General features: G+C 71.1%; 15 protein-coding genes. 5 read left to right on the top strand and 10 right to left on the bottom strand.

Annotation, left to right across the window (positions count from 1 at the left end):
• Positions 1-4 precede the first annotated feature (4 nt).
• From QQX10_RS06435 to pdhA, 3 genes are read right to left on the bottom strand one after another with little or no spacing between them, the layout of a single operon-like run.
• Positions 5-1,387: a dihydrolipoamide acetyltransferase family protein gene (locus QQX10_RS06435; protein WP_301119152.1), complete on the bottom strand. Its 1,383-nt coding sequence runs from the start codon at positions 1,385-1,387 to the stop codon at positions 5-7.
• Between the two features lie 11 nt (positions 1,388-1,398).
• Positions 1,399-2,412: an alpha-ketoacid dehydrogenase subunit beta gene (locus QQX10_RS06430; protein ID WP_301119150.1), complete on the bottom strand. Its 1,014-nt coding sequence runs from the start codon at positions 2,410-2,412 to the stop codon at positions 1,399-1,401.
• Complete coding sequence (gene pdhA / locus QQX10_RS06425) at positions 2,409-3,536, bottom strand: pyruvate dehydrogenase (acetyl-transferring) E1 component subunit alpha (protein ID WP_301119148.1); 1,128 nt, start codon at positions 3,534-3,536, stop codon at positions 2,409-2,411. Before pdhA ends, QQX10_RS06430 begins: the two co-directional genes overlap by 4 nt.
• A gap of 210 nt (positions 3,537-3,746) precedes the next feature.
• On the opposite strand from pdhA, the gene QQX10_RS06420 reads away from it, so the two are divergent.
• The 4 genes from QQX10_RS06420 to QQX10_RS06405 are packed head-to-tail and all read left to right on the top strand — an operon-like array spanning position 3,747 to position 7,832.
• On the top strand, positions 3,747-4,148 hold the full coding sequence (locus QQX10_RS06420) for an FAD synthase family protein (RefSeq protein WP_301119146.1): 402 nt from the start codon (positions 3,747-3,749) through the stop codon (positions 4,146-4,148).
• Between the two features lie 38 nt (positions 4,149-4,186).
• The gene (locus QQX10_RS06415) at positions 4,187-5,458 is read left to right on the top strand and encodes a CDP-glycerol glycerophosphotransferase family protein (protein WP_301119144.1); all 1,272 of its coding nucleotides are present in this window, start codon (positions 4,187-4,189) and stop codon (positions 5,456-5,458) included.
• Positions 5,455-6,624, top strand: a complete 1,170-nt coding sequence (locus tag QQX10_RS06410; RefSeq protein WP_301119138.1) for a CDP-glycerol glycerophosphotransferase family protein — start codon at positions 5,455-5,457, stop codon at positions 6,622-6,624. The genes QQX10_RS06415 and QQX10_RS06410 overlap by 4 nt, the downstream gene beginning before the upstream one ends.
• Positions 6,621-7,832 (top strand): CDP-glycerol glycerophosphotransferase family protein, encoded by a 1,212-nt coding sequence (locus tag QQX10_RS06405; RefSeq protein ID WP_301119136.1) that lies wholly within the window; start codon positions 6,621-6,623, stop codon positions 7,830-7,832. The genes QQX10_RS06410 and QQX10_RS06405 overlap by 4 nt, the downstream gene beginning before the upstream one ends.
• Positions 7,833-7,877: 45 nt before the next feature.
• On the opposite strand, the gene QQX10_RS06400 is transcribed toward QQX10_RS06405, so the two are convergent.
• From QQX10_RS06400 to QQX10_RS06370, 7 genes are all read right to left on the bottom strand, one after another.
• Positions 7,878-8,618: an ABC transporter ATP-binding protein gene (locus QQX10_RS06400; RefSeq protein ID WP_301119134.1), complete on the bottom strand. Its 741-nt coding sequence runs from the start codon at positions 8,616-8,618 to the stop codon at positions 7,878-7,880.
• Positions 8,605-9,471, bottom strand: coding sequence for an ABC transporter permease (locus tag QQX10_RS06395; protein WP_301119132.1), 867 nt, complete (start codon positions 9,469-9,471; stop codon positions 8,605-8,607). The genes QQX10_RS06400 and QQX10_RS06395 overlap by 14 nt, the downstream gene beginning before the upstream one ends.
• Positions 9,472-9,483: 12 nt before the next feature.
• Positions 9,484-10,236, bottom strand: a complete 753-nt coding sequence (locus tag QQX10_RS06390; protein ID WP_301119130.1) for an ABC transporter ATP-binding protein — start codon at positions 10,234-10,236, stop codon at positions 9,484-9,486.
• Positions 10,236-11,123 carry an ABC transporter permease gene (locus QQX10_RS06385; protein ID WP_301119128.1) on the bottom strand — a complete coding sequence of 296 codons (888 nt, stop codon included), beginning with the start codon at positions 11,121-11,123 and terminating at the stop codon, positions 10,236-10,238. The genes QQX10_RS06390 and QQX10_RS06385 overlap by 1 nt, the downstream gene beginning before the upstream one ends.
• Positions 11,116-13,128 (bottom strand): glycosyltransferase, encoded by a 2,013-nt coding sequence (locus QQX10_RS06380; protein ID WP_301119126.1) that lies wholly within the window; start codon positions 13,126-13,128, stop codon positions 11,116-11,118. The genes QQX10_RS06385 and QQX10_RS06380 overlap by 8 nt, the downstream gene beginning before the upstream one ends.
• Positions 13,128-14,291, bottom strand: coding sequence for a UDP-galactopyranose mutase (gene glf / locus QQX10_RS06375; RefSeq protein ID WP_301119125.1), 1,164 nt, complete (start codon positions 14,289-14,291; stop codon positions 13,128-13,130). Before glf ends, QQX10_RS06380 begins: the two co-directional genes overlap by 1 nt.
• 105 nt (positions 14,292-14,396) lie before the next feature.
• A complete protein-coding gene (locus tag QQX10_RS06370) occupies positions 14,397-15,977 on the bottom strand; it encodes a DUF2142 domain-containing protein (RefSeq protein WP_301119124.1) in 1,581 nt (526 codons plus the stop codon).
• A gap of 162 nt (positions 15,978-16,139) precedes the next feature.
• Here QQX10_RS06370 and QQX10_RS06365 point away from each other — a divergent pair, with 162 nt between their 5' ends.
• Positions 16,140-17,954, top strand: coding sequence for a hypothetical protein (locus QQX10_RS06365; protein ID WP_301119123.1), 1,815 nt, complete (start codon positions 16,140-16,142; stop codon positions 17,952-17,954).
• Positions 17,955-17,964: the final 10 nt, after the last annotated feature.

The following is a 17,964-nucleotide window of genomic DNA, read 5'->3' as shown; positions in this document are numbered from 1 at the left end:
GGGCTCAGCCCCAGACCAGCCCCTGCGCCGGGTCGTTCATCACCCGCGCGATGTCCGCCAGCACACGCGCACCGAGCTCGCCGTCGACCAGACGGTGGTCGAAGCTCAACGCGAGCTGCGTGACCCAGCGGATCTTGATCTCGCCGTCGTGCACCCACGGCTGCTCGCGGATCGCTCCGAACGCCAGGATCGCCGACTCGCCCGGGTTGAGGATCGGCGTGCCGTTGTCGATGCCGAGCGTCCCGACGTTGGTGATGGTGATGGTGCCCCCGGTGAGGGATGCCGGCGAGGTGCGGTTGGCGCGCGCGAGCGCGGTCAGCTCGCCGAGCTCGATCGCCAGCTCCTTCATGGGCAGGCGGTGAGCGTCCTTGATGTTCGGCACCAGCAGGCCGCGCGGCGTCGAGGCCGCGATGCCCAGGTTGACGAAGTGCTTGTAGACGATCTCCTGCGCCTCGTCGTCCCAGCTCGCGTTGATCTCCGGGTGGCGGCGCACCGCCAGCAGGAGGGCCTTCGCTGCGATCAGCAGGGGCGTCACGCGGACGTCGGCGAACTCGCGGTCCGCCTTGAGGCGCTTGACCAGCTCCATCGACTCGGTCACGTCGACGGTGTGGAACACCGTGACGTGGGGAGCGGTGAAGGCGGACCTGACCATCGCCTCGGCGGTGCGCTTGCGCACCGACCTCACCGGCACGCGGGTGGAGCGCCCACCGTCGCTGGTGTAGCCCGACTCGAGCCACGGCTGGTCGTCGTTCACGTCGTAGGTGGTGAGCGTGCGGGTCGACTTCGCCTTCGCGGCCTGCTCGACGTCCTCGCGCGTGACCAGGCCGCCGGGGCCCGACGGGGTGACGGTGGTGAGCTCGACGCCGAGCTCCTTCGCGAGCTTGCGCACCGGCGGCTTCGCGAGCACCGGGTACTCGCTCGCCTCCCCGGCACCGCCGATCGCCTCGAGCGAGCCCTCCTTGCGGGGGCGACGATGCACGGCCCCGGCCTTGACCCCGTAGCCGACGAGCACGGCCGGGGCCGGCTCGTCCGCCGCGGCGGGGGCGGGCGCGGGCGCGGCGGGGGCGGGCGCCTCCGGCGCGGGAGTGGCGGCAGGCGCCGCCGCATCGTCCGCCGGCACCTGCGGGGGCGCCTCGCCGCCGGGGTCGACGTCGAACTCCACGATCGGGGCGCCCACCTCGACCGTCTCGCCCTCCGTCACGAGCAGGCGCGTCACCACGCCGTCGACCGGGCAGGGCAGCTCGACCAGCGACTTCGCGGTCTCGATCTCGACCAGCGGCTGGTTGACCTCGACGGTGTCGCCGACGGCGACGCGCCACGTGACCACGTCGGCCTCGGTGAGGCCCTCGCCCGCGTCGGGCATGTGGAAGATCTCGAAGGTGGGCATTCCCAGGCCTCTCAGTGCGTCATGACGCGGTCGACGGCATCGAGCACGCGGTCCAGGTTCGGCAGGTAGTCGTGCTCGAACTTGCTTCCAGGGTAGGGCGTGTGGAAGCCGCCGACCCGGAGGACGGGGGCGTGCAGGTGGAAGAACGCCTGCTCCATCACGCGCGCCGCGAGCTCCGCTCCGGCGCCGAAGGCGGTGGGGGCCTCATGCACGACCACCACGCGACCCGTGCGCTTGGCGGAGCGCACCACGGTGTCCGAGTCGAGCGGGGAGATCGACCGCAGATCGACCACCTCGACGCTGGTGCCCTCCGCGGCCGCAGCGTCCGCGACCTGCAGTGCGAGACGCACCGACGGCCCGTACGCCACGACCGTCACGTCCTTGCCCTCGCGGGCGATCCGGCCCCGGCTCATCTCGGCGGTCGCCGCGGAGGCGCCTCCGTCGGCGTCCAGCTGGGAGGCGACGCGCGACTCGTCGACCTCGCCCTTGTCCCAGTAGCGAGCCTTGGGCTCGAGGAACAGCACCGGGTCGGGCGACGCGATCGCCTGCTGGATCATGTCGTAGGCATCCTGAGGGGTCGCCGGGGAGACGATGCGCAGGCCGGCGGTGTGCGCGAAGAGCGCCTCGGGGCTCTCGGAGTGGTGCTCGACGGCTCCGATGTGTCCCGAGTACGGCACCCGGATGACCACGGGCAGCGTGATGGCGCCATGCGACCGGTAGTGCATCTTCGCCAGCTGCGTGGTGATCTGGTTGTAGGCGGGGAAGATGAACCCGTCGAACTGGATCTCCAGGACGGGTGTGTAGCCGCGCATCGCCATGCCGATCGCGGTGCCGACGATCCCCGACTCGGCGAGCGGGGTATCGACCACGCGGTCGGGGCCGAAGTCCTTCCACAGTCCGTCGGTGACGCGGAACACGCCGCCGAGCTGGCCGATGTCCTCACCCATGAGGACCACCTTCGGGTCGCGGTCCATCGCCGCGCGCAGGCCGCGGTTGATCGCGCCCGCGAGGGTCATGGTGCTCATGCGTGGACCCCCTGGTCCGCGAAGGACGCCTCGTAGCGGGCGAACCAGGCACGCTCCGCCTCGACGGTCGCGTGGGGCTCGGCATAGACGTGGTCGAAGATGCTCGCGGCGGGCGGCCGCTCCCACCCCTTCACCGCCTCGCGCGTGCGCCGCCCCAGCTCCTTGGCCTCGACGCCGGCGGCGTCCACCGCATCGTCCGTCAGCGCGCCCTGGGCGCGGAGGTAGGTCTCGAGGCGTGCGATCGGGTCGCGCTCGGCCCAGTAGGACTCGTCGGCCTGGCTGCGGTACTTCGACGGGTCGTCCGAGGTGGTGTGGGCTCCCATCCGGTACGTGAACGCCTCGATGAGCACCGGGCCCTGGCCCGAGCGCGCGTGCTCGAGCGCCCAGCGCGCGACCGCGTACGACGCGACCACGTCGTTGCCGTCGTAGCGCACGGCGGGGATGCCGAAGCCGGAGCCGCGCTGCGCCAGCGGCACGCGCGACTGGCGGGTGGTGGGCTCGGAGATGGCGAACTGGTTGTTCTGCACCATGAAGACGATCGGGGCGTTGTTCACGGCCGCGAAGGTGAGAGCCTCGTTGACGTCGCCCTGGCTGGTCGCACCGTCGCCGAAGCAGCAGAGGACCGCGCCGTCCGAGTCCGCGCCGGTGCCGACCAGCCCGTCACGGTCCATGGCGAGCGCGTAGCCGGTGGCGTGCAGGGAGTGCGCACCGATCACGAGCGTGTACAGGTGGAAGCCGTGCTCCGCCGCGTCCCACGCGCCGTGCTGCAGTCCGCGGAAGATGCGCAGGATCTCGGGCAGGTCCACGCCGCGGGTGAGGGCGATGCCGTGCTCGCGATAGGACGGGAACACGAAGTCGGACTCGCGCAGGGCGTGGCCGGCGCCGATCTGCGCGGCCTCCTGGCCGAGCGACGGCACCCAGAGCCCGAGCTCGCCCTGGCGCTGGAGGCTGGTGGCCTCCTTGTCGAAGGCCCGTACCACCGTCATGTCGTGCCACATCGCGAGCAGCGCCTCGAGATCGAGGTCCGCCGCGTACCGCGAGAAGCGCTCGTCCTCGAGGCGCTCGCCGTGGCGGTTCAGCAGCTGGACCAGACCCTGGTCCGAGAGCGGTCCGTGAGCGTCCACGTGTCCCTCCGTCCTTGCATCAATCTTGCGTGCGGCGGGGCCGCCGCACGAACCTACGCCATCGTAGGTTACGGAACCGTAGGTTTCAAGCGGACCCCTTGCAGCGCGCACGGGACGCGACGCTCCCGACCAAGGTCGCACCCCGGCCTCGGCGCCACGTGTAACCTTATGTTCACCTTCATTCCACCATTCTCGTCAGGGGGCGCAACCGTGGGCACTCGCGTGATCACCTTCGGCACCTTCGACGTGTTCCACATCGGTCACGTCAACATGCTGACGCGCGCGCACGAGCTCGGCGACCACCTGACCGTCGGCGTCTCCACCGACGATCTCAACTTCTCGAAGAAGGGTCGGTACCCGATCTACCGCGAGGAGCACCGCATCGGCATCGTCAGCCGCCTGTCCTGCGTCGACGACGTCTTCTTGGAGCACTCGCTCGAGCTCAAGCGCGACTACCTGATCGAGCACCGCGCGGACATCCTGGTGATGGGCGACGACTGGGCCGGCAAGTTCGACGAGTTCCGAGACGTCTGCGAGGTCATCTACCTGCCGCGCACGCGCGACATCTCCACGACCGAGATCATCGCGAACATCCGAGCGCTCGACCTGTAGGAGGCCCGGCCTCCTCCGCGCCCCTGGTCGACTCCGCGATGGACAACCTCGCCGCCACGGCAGCACGCGGCCTCATGAAGCGCTCCCCCGCGCTCCGACGGCGGATGCGCGCCGCCGTGCGGTCGGTGCGCCGACTGGGCACCCGACGCCACGGGCACGCACCCTTCGATCCCCGCACCGCGCTGTTCGAGTCGTTCCAGGCGCGCTCGTACGCCGGGTCGCCTCGGGCCGTGTACGAGCACCTGCTGGCCGACCCGCGCTTCGCGGACTGGCGGTTCGTGTGGGCGTTCCGTGAGCCTCCGGCGCCCACGCTGCTCTCCGGACCGCTGTCCGACCCTCGCACCTCCTGGGTGATCTACCGCCGTGCCGACTACCACCGCGCGGCCGCAACCGCCGGGTGGTGGATCACCAACGCGATCATGCCGGAGTACCTCGCGCTCGCGCCCGGGCAGCGACAGCTCCAGACCTGGCACGGCACCCCGCTGAAGAGGCTCGGGGCCGACATCATCGACAACACGACGACCGCGACCAGCGGCAAGAGCGAGATCGTGGAGCGCTACCGCCGCGCCGGCGAGGTCGCCACCTACCTGCTCAGCCCGTCGGGATTCGCGTCGCAGGCGTTCGCATCCGCGTTCGCGATGGACCCGGACCGGGCGGCGACCACGATCCTCGAGACCGGCAACCCGCGCAACGACGCGCTGGTGCACGCCGACGCCGCCGACGCGGCACGCACGCGCGAGGAGCTGGGCATCCCCCTGGGCGCACGGGTCGTCCTCTTCGCGCCGACGTGGCGCGACGATCAGCACTCGACCCGCCACGGCTACCGGCTCAGCCTGGGCCTCGACCCCGCGGAGCTCGCGGCCCGCCTCGGGCCCGACCACGTGGTCGTGCTCCGCGCTCACTATCTGGTGTCGGAGGCGATCGACGCCCGGTGTCTCCCCGACAACGTCGTCGACGCGTCACGTCACCCCGACATCAACGACCTGTTCCTCGCGAGCGACGTCCTGGTCACCGATTACTCGAGCGCGCTGTTCGACTACGCCCTGCTCGATCGACCCATGGTCTTCTTCATGCACGACCTCGACCGATACCGGGGGCAGCTGCGCGGGCTCTACCTCGAGCCCGACGACCTCCCGGGGCCGGTGGTCACGGATCTGGACGCCCTGGTCGACGCCGTCGCGACCACGGGCGAGCGCGCCGGCGACGAGGCCGCGGCGCGTGCCGCCTTCCGCGCGACGTACGCGACCGTCGACGACGGCCGGGCGTCCGGGCGCGCCGCCGACCTGCTCCTCGAGGCGCCGGCCTCATGATCTCCCTGGCGACACGCATCGGCGTCGAGGCGGCCGTGCGGCTCCTGCGCGGCGTCGACCTCGTCATCGGCCGCCGTCCCACGGAGGACCTGGTGGTCATGATCAGCCGCCAGCACCGCACCACCTCCGGCGACTTCGCGCGGATCCGCAAGGAGATCGCTCGCGCGTCGCCCTCGACGCGCGTCGTGGTGCTCAACCACCGCAGCACCCGCAACCCGTTCATCGAGGCCGCTCGGATCCTGCAGCAGACGAGGCTGCTCGGCGCGGCTCGCGCCGCGGTCGTCGACACCTACATCATCCCGGTGAGCGTGCTGCGCCCCCGGCCGCACCGGCCCGTGGTGCAGATCTGGCACGCGAGCGGCGCGATCAAGCGGTTCGGCGTCGCCTCCGTCGGCACCGACGAGGGAGCGTCGCCCGCGGTCGCGCGCGGGATGCGGATGCATCGGGGGTACTCCGCGATCGTCGCGGGCGGCCCCGACGCGGCGGCGGAGTTCCGCGCCGGCTTCGGCGTGCCCGCCGAGGTGGTCGTCGAGACCGGCCAGCCCCGTCACGACCGGCTGGGCGATCCGGAGCACTGGGAGGGCGCCATGCGCCGTCTCCGCGCGTCCTACCCCGACCTCGTGGGTCGCGGCGGCATCGTCGTCTACGCCCCGACCATGCGGCGCAACGCCGCGATCCGCTGGGAGCTCCTGTCCGCGGCCCTGCAGGACGCGGGCTACACGCCCGTCATCTGCCGCCACCCGCTCGACGGCCGTACCGCTATCCACGGCCCCGGGGTGGTCGACGGGAGCGCCGTCGCCACCTCCGACTGGCTCGCGGTCGCCGACCACCTGGTGACCGACTACTCGGCGCTCGCGTTCGACTCCGTCGCGCGGGACATCCCCACATGGCTGTTCACCTACGACATCGACGACTACCGGCGCTCCCCTGGGCTCTTCACCGACCCCACCGCCGACCTGGTCCCGATCACGTCCACGAGCCCGGCGGACCTGGTCGCGCGGATCGCCCGGCACGATGCGTCCGGATCGCCGGAGGCCGTCGCCATATGGGACCGCCTCCGCGCGGGGCACTGGGCGGTCACCGACGGGCTCGCGACCCGGCGGCTCGTCGGGCTGCTCGGCCTCGCCCCCGACGCCGTCCCCCCGCATCCCTCAGGAGCAGCATGAGGCTCTCGCACGACGCGCGTCGCGCGGTCGACCTGGTCCGCCAGGTCGCCGACCGCCGCCGGGCCGCGCACGCCTGGCGCGGGCTCGCCTCCGAGCGGGCGGTCCCGGACCGGGTCACCCTCGAGGCGGTGGTCTACTTCGCGGACCCGCCGGTCAACCTGTACCAGATGCGGCAGTGGTACGAGCCCCTTCGCCGTCTCGCGGAGCAGCACCCGGCGGCCGTCATCACGCGCACCATCGAGAGCGCCGTCGCGCTCGCGCGGGAGTGCCCGCTCCCGGTGATCCACGCGCACAGCGTCGCGGACATCGAGACGCTGGTCGACGCCAACGACCTGACCGCCGTGTTCTACGTCAACCAGAACACGCGCAACTTCCAGATGCTGCGGTTCCGCCGGCCCGCGCACGTGTTCCTCAGCCACGGCGAGTCCGACAAGGACTACATGGCGTCCAACCAGCTCAAGGCCTACGACTACACCTTCATCGCCGGAGATGCCGCCCGCGCGCGCCTCACCGGGAAGCTGGTCGGGTTCGACGTCGAGACGCGCACCCTCGAGATCGGGCGCCCGCAGCTCGACGTCCATCACGAGCCCCCTCTCCCGCTGCCCGATGACGACCGCCGGGTGGTCCTGTACGCACCCACGTGGGAGGGCGACCGCCCCTCGATGACCTACTCGTCGCTGGCCTCGCACGGGACTACGATGGTCCGGGCCCTGCTCGCGACGGGTCGCGACCGCGTGATCTACCGGCCGCACCCCCGGACCGGGATCGCGGACCCCCGGTTCCGCCGGGCCCACGACCAGGTGGTGCAGCTGCTCCGGGACGCCTCGCACGCGGACCCGGAGGCCGGGCACCTGGTGGACACCGAGAGCGCGTTCGGCTGGCAGCTCGACGCGGCCGATGCGTGCATCGCCGACATCTCCGCCGTCGCCTTCGACTGGCTCGCCACGGGCAAGGCGCTGGTGCTCACCGAGCCGGCGAGCCCCGACGCGCACACCGACGGGGACGGCATCGCCGCGACGCTGCCGACGGTGGCGCAGGACCGCGCGGCGGACGTGCCGATGCTGCTGACCGACGCCGACGGCGAGGAGCGGCGCGCGGAGCGCGCACGGCTCGTGCATCACTACTTCGGGGACACCACGCCGGGCGCGAGCATGGCGCGCTGGGTCGCCGCCGCCGAGCAGGTCATGGCGGAGCGCGCCGCCCTCTGAGCCGCGGGCGCGGCACGGTGCACGGCCGGCCGCCTCCGGGAACGGTCAGCGAGAGGCGTTGTACGCCTTGACGACCGCCTTCGGCTCCCCGTCCATGCGCAGCTCGCCGTGGTCGATCCAGAGGACGCGGGTGCAGGTGTCGCGGATGGACGACATCGAGTGGGAGACCAGGAACACGGTGCTCGCCTGGTCGCGCATGTCGCGGATGCGCTGCTCGCTCTTGGCCCGGAACTCCTTGTCGCCGACGGCCAGCGCCTCGTCGACCAGCAGGATCTGGTGGTGGCGCGCCATCGCGATCGAGAACCGCAGCCGTGCCTGCATGCCCGACGAGTACGTCTTCATGGGCAGGTCGATGAACTCCGCCAGCCCGGAGAACTCGACGATCTCCTCGCGGGCGGCCTCGACCTCCTCGGGGGTGAGCCCGAGCGCGAGACCGCCGAGCGTGATGTTCTTGTCCCCGGACAGGTCGGGGATCAGCGCGGCGTTGACGCCCAGGAGAGCCGGACGCGCGGAAGCGTAGACCGCTCCGGCCGCCGGCGACTGGAGCCCCGCGATCGCGCGCATCAGGGTCGACTTCCCGGACCCGTTGTGCCCGATGACGCCGATCGACTCCCCCTCGTCCACACGGAACGAGACGCCCTTGAGCGCGTGGACCACCCGCACGCCCCGCTGCCGGCGCAGCAGCGACGGGCGGTCCGCGGCGGCCTTGCCCGACGCGAACGAGCGGTACTCCACCTCGAGCCCGTCGACCACCACGGTCGGACGCCTGGTCTCAAGCGCGTCCATAGCGCTCCTCCGCCCGCCAGAAGAAGACCACTCCGAACACGAGAGTGACCAGCGCGGAGCCAGACGCGACCACCCACAGGAGAGGCTCGAGCTCCTGCGTGGTCTGGAGCGCTCCACGGCCGAGCTCGATGAACGCGTGGACGGGGTTGAACTGCGCGACCTGCAGCATCCAGGCCGGATGCGCCGGCGGTGCGAGCACCAGATCGATCGAGTAGAAGATGCCGCTCGCGTAGAACAGGATCCTGGTGATGATCGGGATCAGCTGGCCGATGTCGCGCAGGTGCACCGTGAGCCTCGCGGCGATCAGGGCGACCCCCAGGTTGAACATGGTCATCAGGGCGAGGATCGGCACCATCAGCAGCCAGTTCAGCGTCGGCAGCTCCCCGAACCCGATGAGGATCGCCACCAGCACCACGAGCATGGGGGCGAGCGTGTACAGCTCCTTGAGCACCGCCGATACCGGCAGCAGCATGCGCGGGAAGTGGAGGCTCCTGACCAGGGACACGTTGCCCGTCAGCGCCTTCGCGCCCTGCGAGAAGGACTGCGAGAAGAACGTGAACAGGAAGAAGCCGGTGACCAGGAACGGCACGAAGTTGTCCGGCCGCGAGTCGCTGGTCATGATGATCCCGAACACCGTGCCGTAGACCGCCGCCTGCAGCAGCGGGCTGATCACCACCCAGGCGATCCCCAGCCGCTGCTCGGAGAGCGTCGCCTCGAGCCGGTAGCGCGCGAGCGTGGTCGCGAAGCGGCGCCGATGCCAGAGGTCGACGAGGTACCGCCACAGGGACGGGCGAGCGCCGACGCGGGGAAGCCCCGCCTCGATCGCGACGGCCCGGTAGTCGATGTCAGCCAACGCGCCGCCCCCTTAGCCCTCGCCCCGCATGCGGCGCACCACCGCGTGCGGCTCATCGTCCATCACGACCACGCCGTGCTCGAGGAGGATCCCACGGTCGCACAGGTCGGCGACCATGTTGAGGTCGTGGCTCACGATCACGAGCGTCTTGCCCGAGGCGCGCAGCTCGCGGATCCGGTCCAGGCACTTGCGCTGGAAGGGCTCATCTCCCACCGCCAGGATCTCGTCGACCAGGAACACGTCAGGATCAGTGTGCACCGCGACGGAGAAGGCCAGGCGAAGGAACATGCCCGACGAGTAGAACTTGACCTCCTGGTCGATGAACTCCTCGATCTCGGAGAAGGCGACGATCTGCTCGAAGCGCGCCTCGATCTCGGCCTCGCTCATCCCGAGGATCGCGCCGTTCAGGTAGACGTTCTCCCGCCCCGTGAGGTCCGGGTGGAAGCCGGCCCCCACCTCGATCAGGCCGGCGATGCGACCGCGGACGCCGATCTGGCCCTCGTCGGGCGTGAGCACCCCGGAGATGCACTTCAGCAGGGTCGACTTGCCCGATCCGTTGAATCCCAGCAGCGCGACGGTCTCGCCCTGGCGGATGGTGAGGTTCACGTCCTTGAGCGCGGTGAACTCGTCGGTCTCCACCGTGGCGCGGCGCACCCACCGGGCCACGGTCTCCTTGAGCGAGTGGACGTGCCGGAAGCGGAAGCGCTTGACCAGGCCGTCGACGACGATCGCCTCGGGCGTCTCGATGGACGGGTCGGTTGCCATCACAGCTCCTGCGCGAAGTTGCGGGACAGGCGGGTGAACACGCGGTCGCCGACCCACAGCAGGCCCATGCACACGACGAGCGCGATGACCCCGCGCCACATGACGTGGTCGATCAGGGCGCCGTCCCGGACGCCGGGCTCGGCCGCCGGGTACCAGAAGGCCCGGTGGAACAGCTCGACGGCGATGGTGAGCGGGTTCGCCTCGTACAGGCGCGTGAGCCAGCTGTCGGCACCGAAGTGGTCGCGCACGAGCCCGATGTTGTACAGCACCGGCGAGAACCACACCGCGACCATGAGGATCAGGTCGACGGTGTTCTCGGTGTCGCGGAAGGCGACGTTGACCGCGCCGAACAGGAGGCCGAGCGCGAGCGCGAAGACGATCACGAGCACGGCGCCCAGGAGGGCCGCACCGAGCGCGGCGGGGTCGGGTCGCCACCCCGAGACGAGCGCGCCGATCACCAGGATGACCAGCTGCGGCAGGAAGTGCACGAGCGCGACGAGCACCGTCGACAGGGGGAACAGCTGGCGTGGCAGGAAGATCTTGCGCACCAGCGGGGCGTTGCCGACGACGGAGCGGGTCGCGTTGCCCAGGATCTCCGAGAACAGGTTGACGACGACGATGCCGGAGAACAGGAAGATCGCGTAGGGAGGGATCGAACGGGACAGCTGGAGGAACTGCCCCATCACGAAGAAGAACACGGCGAACTGCGCGCCCGGCTTCACATAGCTCCACGCGAGTCCGAGCACGGATGCCTGGTACCGGACGCGCAGCTCCTTGCGCACCAGCAGGGTCAGCAGGTAGCGATGGGAGACCAGGGTGAGGAGGCCGCGAGCGACCCCCGGCCGCTCCATCCCTTCGGGGAGCGGCCTCGGGGAGACCTCAGTCATCCTCGTCCACGCCGTTCGCCGCGAACGTCGCCTTCCACTGGTCGGGGGAGGTGAAGGAGTCCAGCGCGCCGCGGTACTCGGCCTGAAGGTCGTCCCACCTCGCGATCGCCTTGCGGTGCAGGTTCAGGCTGCGGCGGAGATAGGCGCTGAACAGCTCGCGATCGCGGACGTAGAGCGACACCCCGGTGCCGTCGGCCGAGGTCACCACCGCCGAGTCGATCTGCGACAGCCTCCACCACTTCGCGGCCATCGAGGCGACGCGCTCCTCGGGGATCGCGAGGGCCTCGTCACGGACGGGACGCAGCTGGCGCAAGGCGCCGACCGCCGCGCCGATCACGAACGAGACGGGGTTGGTGGGCCGCTCCGGGTCCCGCCCCTTCGACGGCGGACGATGCCGGCGCGTGATGGGGTAGGCGGCCGGGTCCTTGGTGACCACCGCGTCGGTGTGCTTCACGCGCATCGACCGCACCTCGCCGAGCGTGGTCCCGATGGTGCGGTGCAGGTGATCGGGGCCCTCGAGCAGCTCCTCGAGCGCCTTGAGCCGCAGCTCGACGGCCGAGTACTGCAGCGACAGCAGGTGCTTCACGTCGGAGGTGAAGCTGGCGCGCGGGAGCACCCCTCCCCGCTTGTAGGGCGAGTGCAGCAGCGCCGCGAGCCAGCGGTTGCGCTGGTGGTAGTACGCCTGCCAGTCGATCGAGTCGTCCTTGTCCGTCCACGGCACGTGCCAGACGGCCGCACCCGGCAGGGACACGGTCGGGATCCCGTGGGCGCCGGCGCGAAGCGCGTACTCGGAGTCGTCCCACTTGATGAACACCGGCAGCGACAGCCCCACCTCGCGCAGCGCGTGGGTGGGGATGAGGCACATCCACCAGCCGTTGTAGTCGCCGTCGTGACGGCGGTGGAGCCAGGTGGTCGCGCGCAGGGGGTAGGACCCGAAGTCGTGGCCCTCCTTGGTGCCCGCGGCGGGACCCCACCAGAACGAGTAGCGGTTCACGCGCTCGGCATAGGCGTGCAGCACCGACTTCTCGTGCATCGAGAACATGTGCCCGCCCACGATCGTCGGGATCCGGCAGAAGTTCGCGAAGGCGACCGCGCGAAGGATGCCCTCGGGCTCGGACACCACGTCGTCGTCGAGCAGCAGCACGTAGTCCGACTCGCTGGCGGCGAGGGTCTCCGCCATCGCGCGGGAGAAACCGCCCGAGCCGCCCAGGTTGCCCTGGCGCAGGTATGCCAGGCGGTCCCCCAGCACCTCGGCGGCCTGCGCGAAGCGCGGCTCGTCCTTGACCCGCTGGTTGCCCTGGTCGACCACGTAGATCCGGTCGATGACCCCGTCGAGCGACCGGTCCGCGCCCATGGTGAGGAGCTGGTCGACGCAGTAGTCGGGGCGGTTGAACGTGGTGATCCCGACCGAGGCGGTCCCGGTGACCCGCTCGTGCGCGGCGGACACGGTCCACTCGGCGCGAACCAGCCGCACGGGGCCGTCCGAGGCGAGCAGGTCGAACCAGTACCACCCGCCGTCGCCGAACGGCGCGAGCGGCAGGTCGAACTCGGACGCGCCGCCGTCGGACGCGACCATCTCGACGCGCTGCGCGTGCCCGCGCGCGTTCGACTTGTAGACGACCAGCGTCGCGGGTCCCGACAGCTCGACCACCAGACGGACCGTGTCGACGTCGGTCCAGCGGCGCCAGTAGGAGGCCGGGAACGCGTTGAAGTACGTCGCGAAGGACACGTGCGAGCCGTCCTCGAGCGCGAGCGCGCGCCTGCTGACGAGGGTGGCGCCCGCATCGTGCGGACTGATCGCGAGCACCGGGTCGTCGAACACCCCGGCCGCCTCGCGCTTGCGCTGCGCCTGCTCCGTCAGCACCTGCGCGCGCGCCTGCGTGAAGTCGACGTACAGCGGGAGGGTGTCCGGGTCCGAGTCGGTCGGGAGCACCACCCGGTGGACGATGCGGCGGTCGGCCGCCGCGTGCGCGGTGCTGCCCGCGGTCGTCGCCGTCGCGGTCATCAGGCCGCCTTCCCGCCGAAGATCGGCTCGAGCTTGTTGTCCACCATGGACAGAGCCGAACCGATCGCCATGTGCATGTCGAGGTACTGGTACGTGCCCAGCCGGCCGCCGAAGAACACGTCCTTCTCGCCGGTCATGAGGTCGCGGTAGCGCCCCAGCCGGTCGCGATCGGCAGGGGTGTTGACCGGATAGTACGGCTCGTCGCCTCGCTCCGCGAAGCGCGAGTACTCCTTCACCACGACCGTCCGGTCCTTCGGGTACCAGTCACGCTCGGGGTGCAGGTGCCGGAACTCGAGGATCCGGGTGTAGGGCACGTCCAGGTCGGCGTAGTTCATCACGGGGGTGCCCTGGAAGTCGCCCACGTTCAGCACCTCCTGCTCGAAGTCGATCGTGCGCCACGACAGGTCGCCCTCGGTGAAGTCGAAGTAGCGGTCGACGGGACCGGTGTAGACCACGGGCACCTGGCCGACCACGGCCGCCTTGCTCGCGTCCTGGGATGCGTCGAAGAAGTCGGTGTCGAGGCGGACCTCGATGCGCTTGTGGTCCGCCATGCGCTCGAGCCACGCGGTGTAGCCGTCGACCGGCAGGCCCTCGTAGGTGTCGTTGAAGTAGCGGTTGTCGTAGGTGTACCGGACCGGCAGGCGCGAGATCACGGACGCCGGCAGCTCCGTCGGGTCCGTCTGCCACTGCTTCGCGGTGTAGTTGCGGATGAAGGCCTCGTAGAGGGGACGGCCGATGAGGTTCACGCCCTGCTCGTCGAGGTTGGAGGGCTCCTTGCCTCCGAGCTCCGCGGCCTGCTCGCGGATCGCGGCCTTCGCCTCCTCGGGCCCGTAGGCGCTGCGGAAGAACTGGTTGATGGTGCCGAGGTTGATCGGCATCGGGAAGACCTCGCCGCGGTGGGTCGTGTAGACCTTGTGCACGTAGCCCGTGAACGCGGTGAAGCGGTTGACGTACTCCCACACGCGCTCGTTCGACGTGTGGAACAGGTGGGTCCCGTACTGGTGGACCTCGATCCCGGTCTCCGGCTCGGGTGCGCTGTACGCGTTGCCCCCGATGTGGGCCCTCCGGTCGATCAGGAGCACGTTGGCGCCGTGCTGCTCGGCGAGCCGCTCCGCGACCGTGAGGCCGAAGAAGCCGGAACCCACCACCACGACATCAGTCATGCGAAAACTCCCATGGTCGTCGTGCGCTCCTGGACGGGCGCACAGTCGCGTCAAGGCTACCTGCGGCCATGAGAGGCCAGCAAAACGGGCGGTCCTGGCGGGTCCTCAGGACGGGGCGAGGGCGGGGGCGACCGGGACGGTTCGCGCATCGTCGTCGGTGCCGCGCTGGACGGCGACGGCGGCCGCCGTGAGCGCGAGCGCGGCGAAGGCGGCGACGACCAGGACGTTCGCGACCACACCCGGCACCCCGAGCGCCGCGGACATGACCGCGAGGCCCTCGCCGACGGAGCCGGCCTCCGGCCAGAACCCGTGCAGCGCGACCATCCAGCCCGCGCACGCCACCGCGCCCAGGCCCAGCACGGCGACCGCTCCCCCGATCGCGGGCAGCGGCGCGCGCAGCCGCCGCTCGACCACGGACCAGCTGATCGCCACGAGGACGCCGAGGATCAGGATCGCGGGGAACAGGTATCTCCCCTGGATCCCACGGAACAGTCCGTAGTTCCAGTAGATCTCCCACGCGTGGTTGAGCGTGATGGCGAGCAGCGCCACCGGGTACGCCGCGAGCACCAGCAGGATCAGACGATGCCGGGAGCGGATGGCACCCACCACCACCACGAGGAGCGTGACGACGAGGGCGCCGGCCAGGTACCAGCCGGGGAGCGCGAGCGCGGGGTTGAGGGAGCCCCAGAAGGTCGAGTTGAGTCGCAGCAGCGCCGTGGTGACGAACTCGAGGAGGTCGTAGCCCTCGGCCGCGACGTCCTCCCGGCCGGATCCGAAGTTGCTCGGCTGGATCGCACCGTAGACCAGGAGGTTGCGCAGGTACCACCAGCCGCCGGTCGCGAAGGCGACCGCCATGGCGATCGCGGGCGCGATCAGGGCACGCCACCGCCAGCCGTGCCGGCGGACCGCCGGCACCGCGAGCGCGATCGCGACCACCGGGATCAGCGTGAGGAACAGCCCCTTGACGAACAGCCCCGCGCCCAGGGTCAGGCCGAGCACCGCCGCCCGCCGCCACGAGCCACGCTCCGAGTCCATGGCGACCACGCACTGGTGCAGCACCAGCGAGGCCAGGAGCACCGAGAGCGCGTCGTTCGACACCAGCGCGCCCACGTGGAAGTACTGCGGGATCGCCAGCACCGCCGCCGCTCCCACGAGCGCGCCCCGTGGGGATCCCGACAGGCGTCGTGCCGCGAGCGCGACAGGGATCGTGGCGAGCGCGACCCACAGGTCGCTGAGCAGCCGCATCGCGAGCAGCGCGTGGTCCCAGCTCCAGCCGTGCCCGCCGACGGCGGAGATCAGTCCGGCGGTGAGCCCGTAGTAGCCGGGAGGGTGCTGCGTCATCCAGTCCGGATCGTCGGCGATCCCGCGCGTGGACCCCTCGTGCTCGTCGAGCGCAGAGCGCTCGCCCGGGAGCGCGGGGGAGGCCTCGTCGCCCGCGAAGGGATGCCCGGCCTCGGACGCGGCGACGCGCACCGCGTCGAGCAGCGGCGCCTCCCGCGGTGCGGGCCACCCGCCGCCCTCCATGAGGCGCACCACCGAGTTGAAGTGGCGCGGCTCGTCGACCTTGGTGAACGGCTCGGCCATGAGGGACCATGCCGCTCCCACCAGCAGGACCAGCAGGGTCACGGAGGCGAGGCCGAGCCGCCAGGTCCGGCGCTCCCGCGCTCGCGTCTCGACTGCGCTCACGGCTGCCCATTCTGGCACGCGGCACCGCCGCATCGTCCGCCACCGTGCCGGGCGGGCACGGCAGGTATCCTCACGTACGAGCAGGACGCGCGTGCCCGTCGTCGCCGCGGAGGCCCGCCGGGCGCGGCCGGCGTGCGCAGACCCGACGAAAGGACGTGACGGATGCAGGCCGCCACCTCGGTGATGCCCACGACCCTCGGGTCCTCGCCGCTGCCCAGCCGTCTGCGGGACTCGCGGTGGTGGTGGGTGCTCGCCGCGGCCTCCGTCGCCATGCTCCTCCTCGCGATGTACGTCGTGTCGCGCTCCGCGATCGCGCCGCGGACGCCGTGGGACGAGAACGGCGTCCTCGAGCTCGCGCGCGTCTTCGCCGGCCAGGACGATGTGCCGCTGATGATCACCCGCGGGTACTACCCGCTGGCCTCGATCGTGATCGCGCCCATCTGGTGGTTCACGTCCGACGCGGCGACGGTCTACGCGTGGGCCAACCTGGTCTCCAACGTGGTGGGCTTCGCGACCATCCTGCCGCTGATCGGCCTGGCCAGGCGCATGGGCCTCTCGACGCCGCAGGCGATCCTCGCCTCTGCGGTCACGCTGACCCTCCCCGCGTACACGGGACTGGCCGACTACGTCCTGGCCGAGCAGTTCGTCGGCTTCCTGCTGGTGCTGGCCGCCTACCTCGCCTACCGCTACTGGGAGCGCCCGACCTTCGGGAGAGCGGGCCTCCTTGCGCTCGCCCTGCTCGCGGGGGTCTTCACGCATCCGCGGATGATCGTCGGGATCGGCGTGGCCGCGATCTGGCTCGCCGGCCTCCTGTTCTCCCGCACGCACCGGCTCACCGCAGGGGTCACCCTGGCGGTGCTCGTCCCGGCATCCCTGCTGGTCAACCGCGCCGCCAAGGCGCTCGCCGAGCTCGTGCTGTGGGGAGACTTCAGCCAGGGCGGCGCGCTGCAGCGGTCCCTGTCGGATCTCGATCCGGTGCTGATCATGAAGATCGCCTTCTCGCAGACCTGGGCGCAGCTCGTCGGCACGCTGGGCCTGGTGGCCTTCGGTGCCGTGGTGGTCGCGGTGTGGGCCGGTCGCGAGGTGCTCACGGAGCGCCGCTTCGGTCCCGGCGTCTTCATCCTCGGGCTGTCCCTCGCCGGGTGCCTGGTGTCGATCCTCAACTGGTCCAACCTCGGGGCTCACTTCTACAACGCCGAGCCGCGCCTGGACTCGTGGCTCTACACCCGCTACATCGCGCCGTTCGTGCTGGTGGTGATCCTGGCGGGCATCGCGGCCCTGCTGCGGCGCATGTCGCTGGCGCTGATCGGCATCGCCGTCGGGTCGACGGTCGTGGTCGTCGCGGGCATGCTGACGGTGTTCGCCGACTCGATCCCGACGTGGGGCTCCACCTACGGCCCGGGCAACGTGGCGGCGCTGCGCGCCTGGGAGGGCATGTGGCCGACCGAGCCGCACGCGATCCCGCTGACCCCGACGCTCACCGGGCCCAACCGGTTCTGGGTGATCGCCTCCCTCGTGGTGCTCGCGGCACAGGCGGTCACGGTCGTGCTGTCGCGCTGGCCCCGCGTCCTCGCGGGCGCCCTCGTGGTCGGTGCCGCCTGGTACGCGCACCTGTCCGACCCGTCGCTCGCACGTGAGCTGCCCGACCGGATCGAGTCCGGGATCGACCGTGTCGAGACGGTCAGCGACGGACTCGTCGCGATCGACGTGGACATCGACTGCGGCGCCAGCATCGCCGGCCGCGACACGACCGCCAACTGGGTGGGCTACTGGCTCTCGCCCCGACAGGTGGACCTGGTCGGCGACGAGGAGGCCTTCGCCGCGGACGTGGTGATCGCGTGCGACGACTGGGATCTCGCGGCCGACCTCGGCGCGCTCAACGTGCCCGACTCGAGCAACTACGGCTACAGCGTGTGGGTGCCCGCCGGCGGGCTCCAGGACAGCCTCGTGGACGCGGGCGTGCTCGCTCGTCCCTGACCGCCCCGGG

The organism is Demequina lignilytica (assembly GCF_030418305.1).
GTDB classification, from domain to species: domain Bacteria; phylum Actinomycetota; class Actinomycetes; order Actinomycetales; family Demequinaceae; genus Demequina; species Demequina lignilytica.
This window is presented reverse-complemented; position numbering and strand designations above follow the sequence as displayed.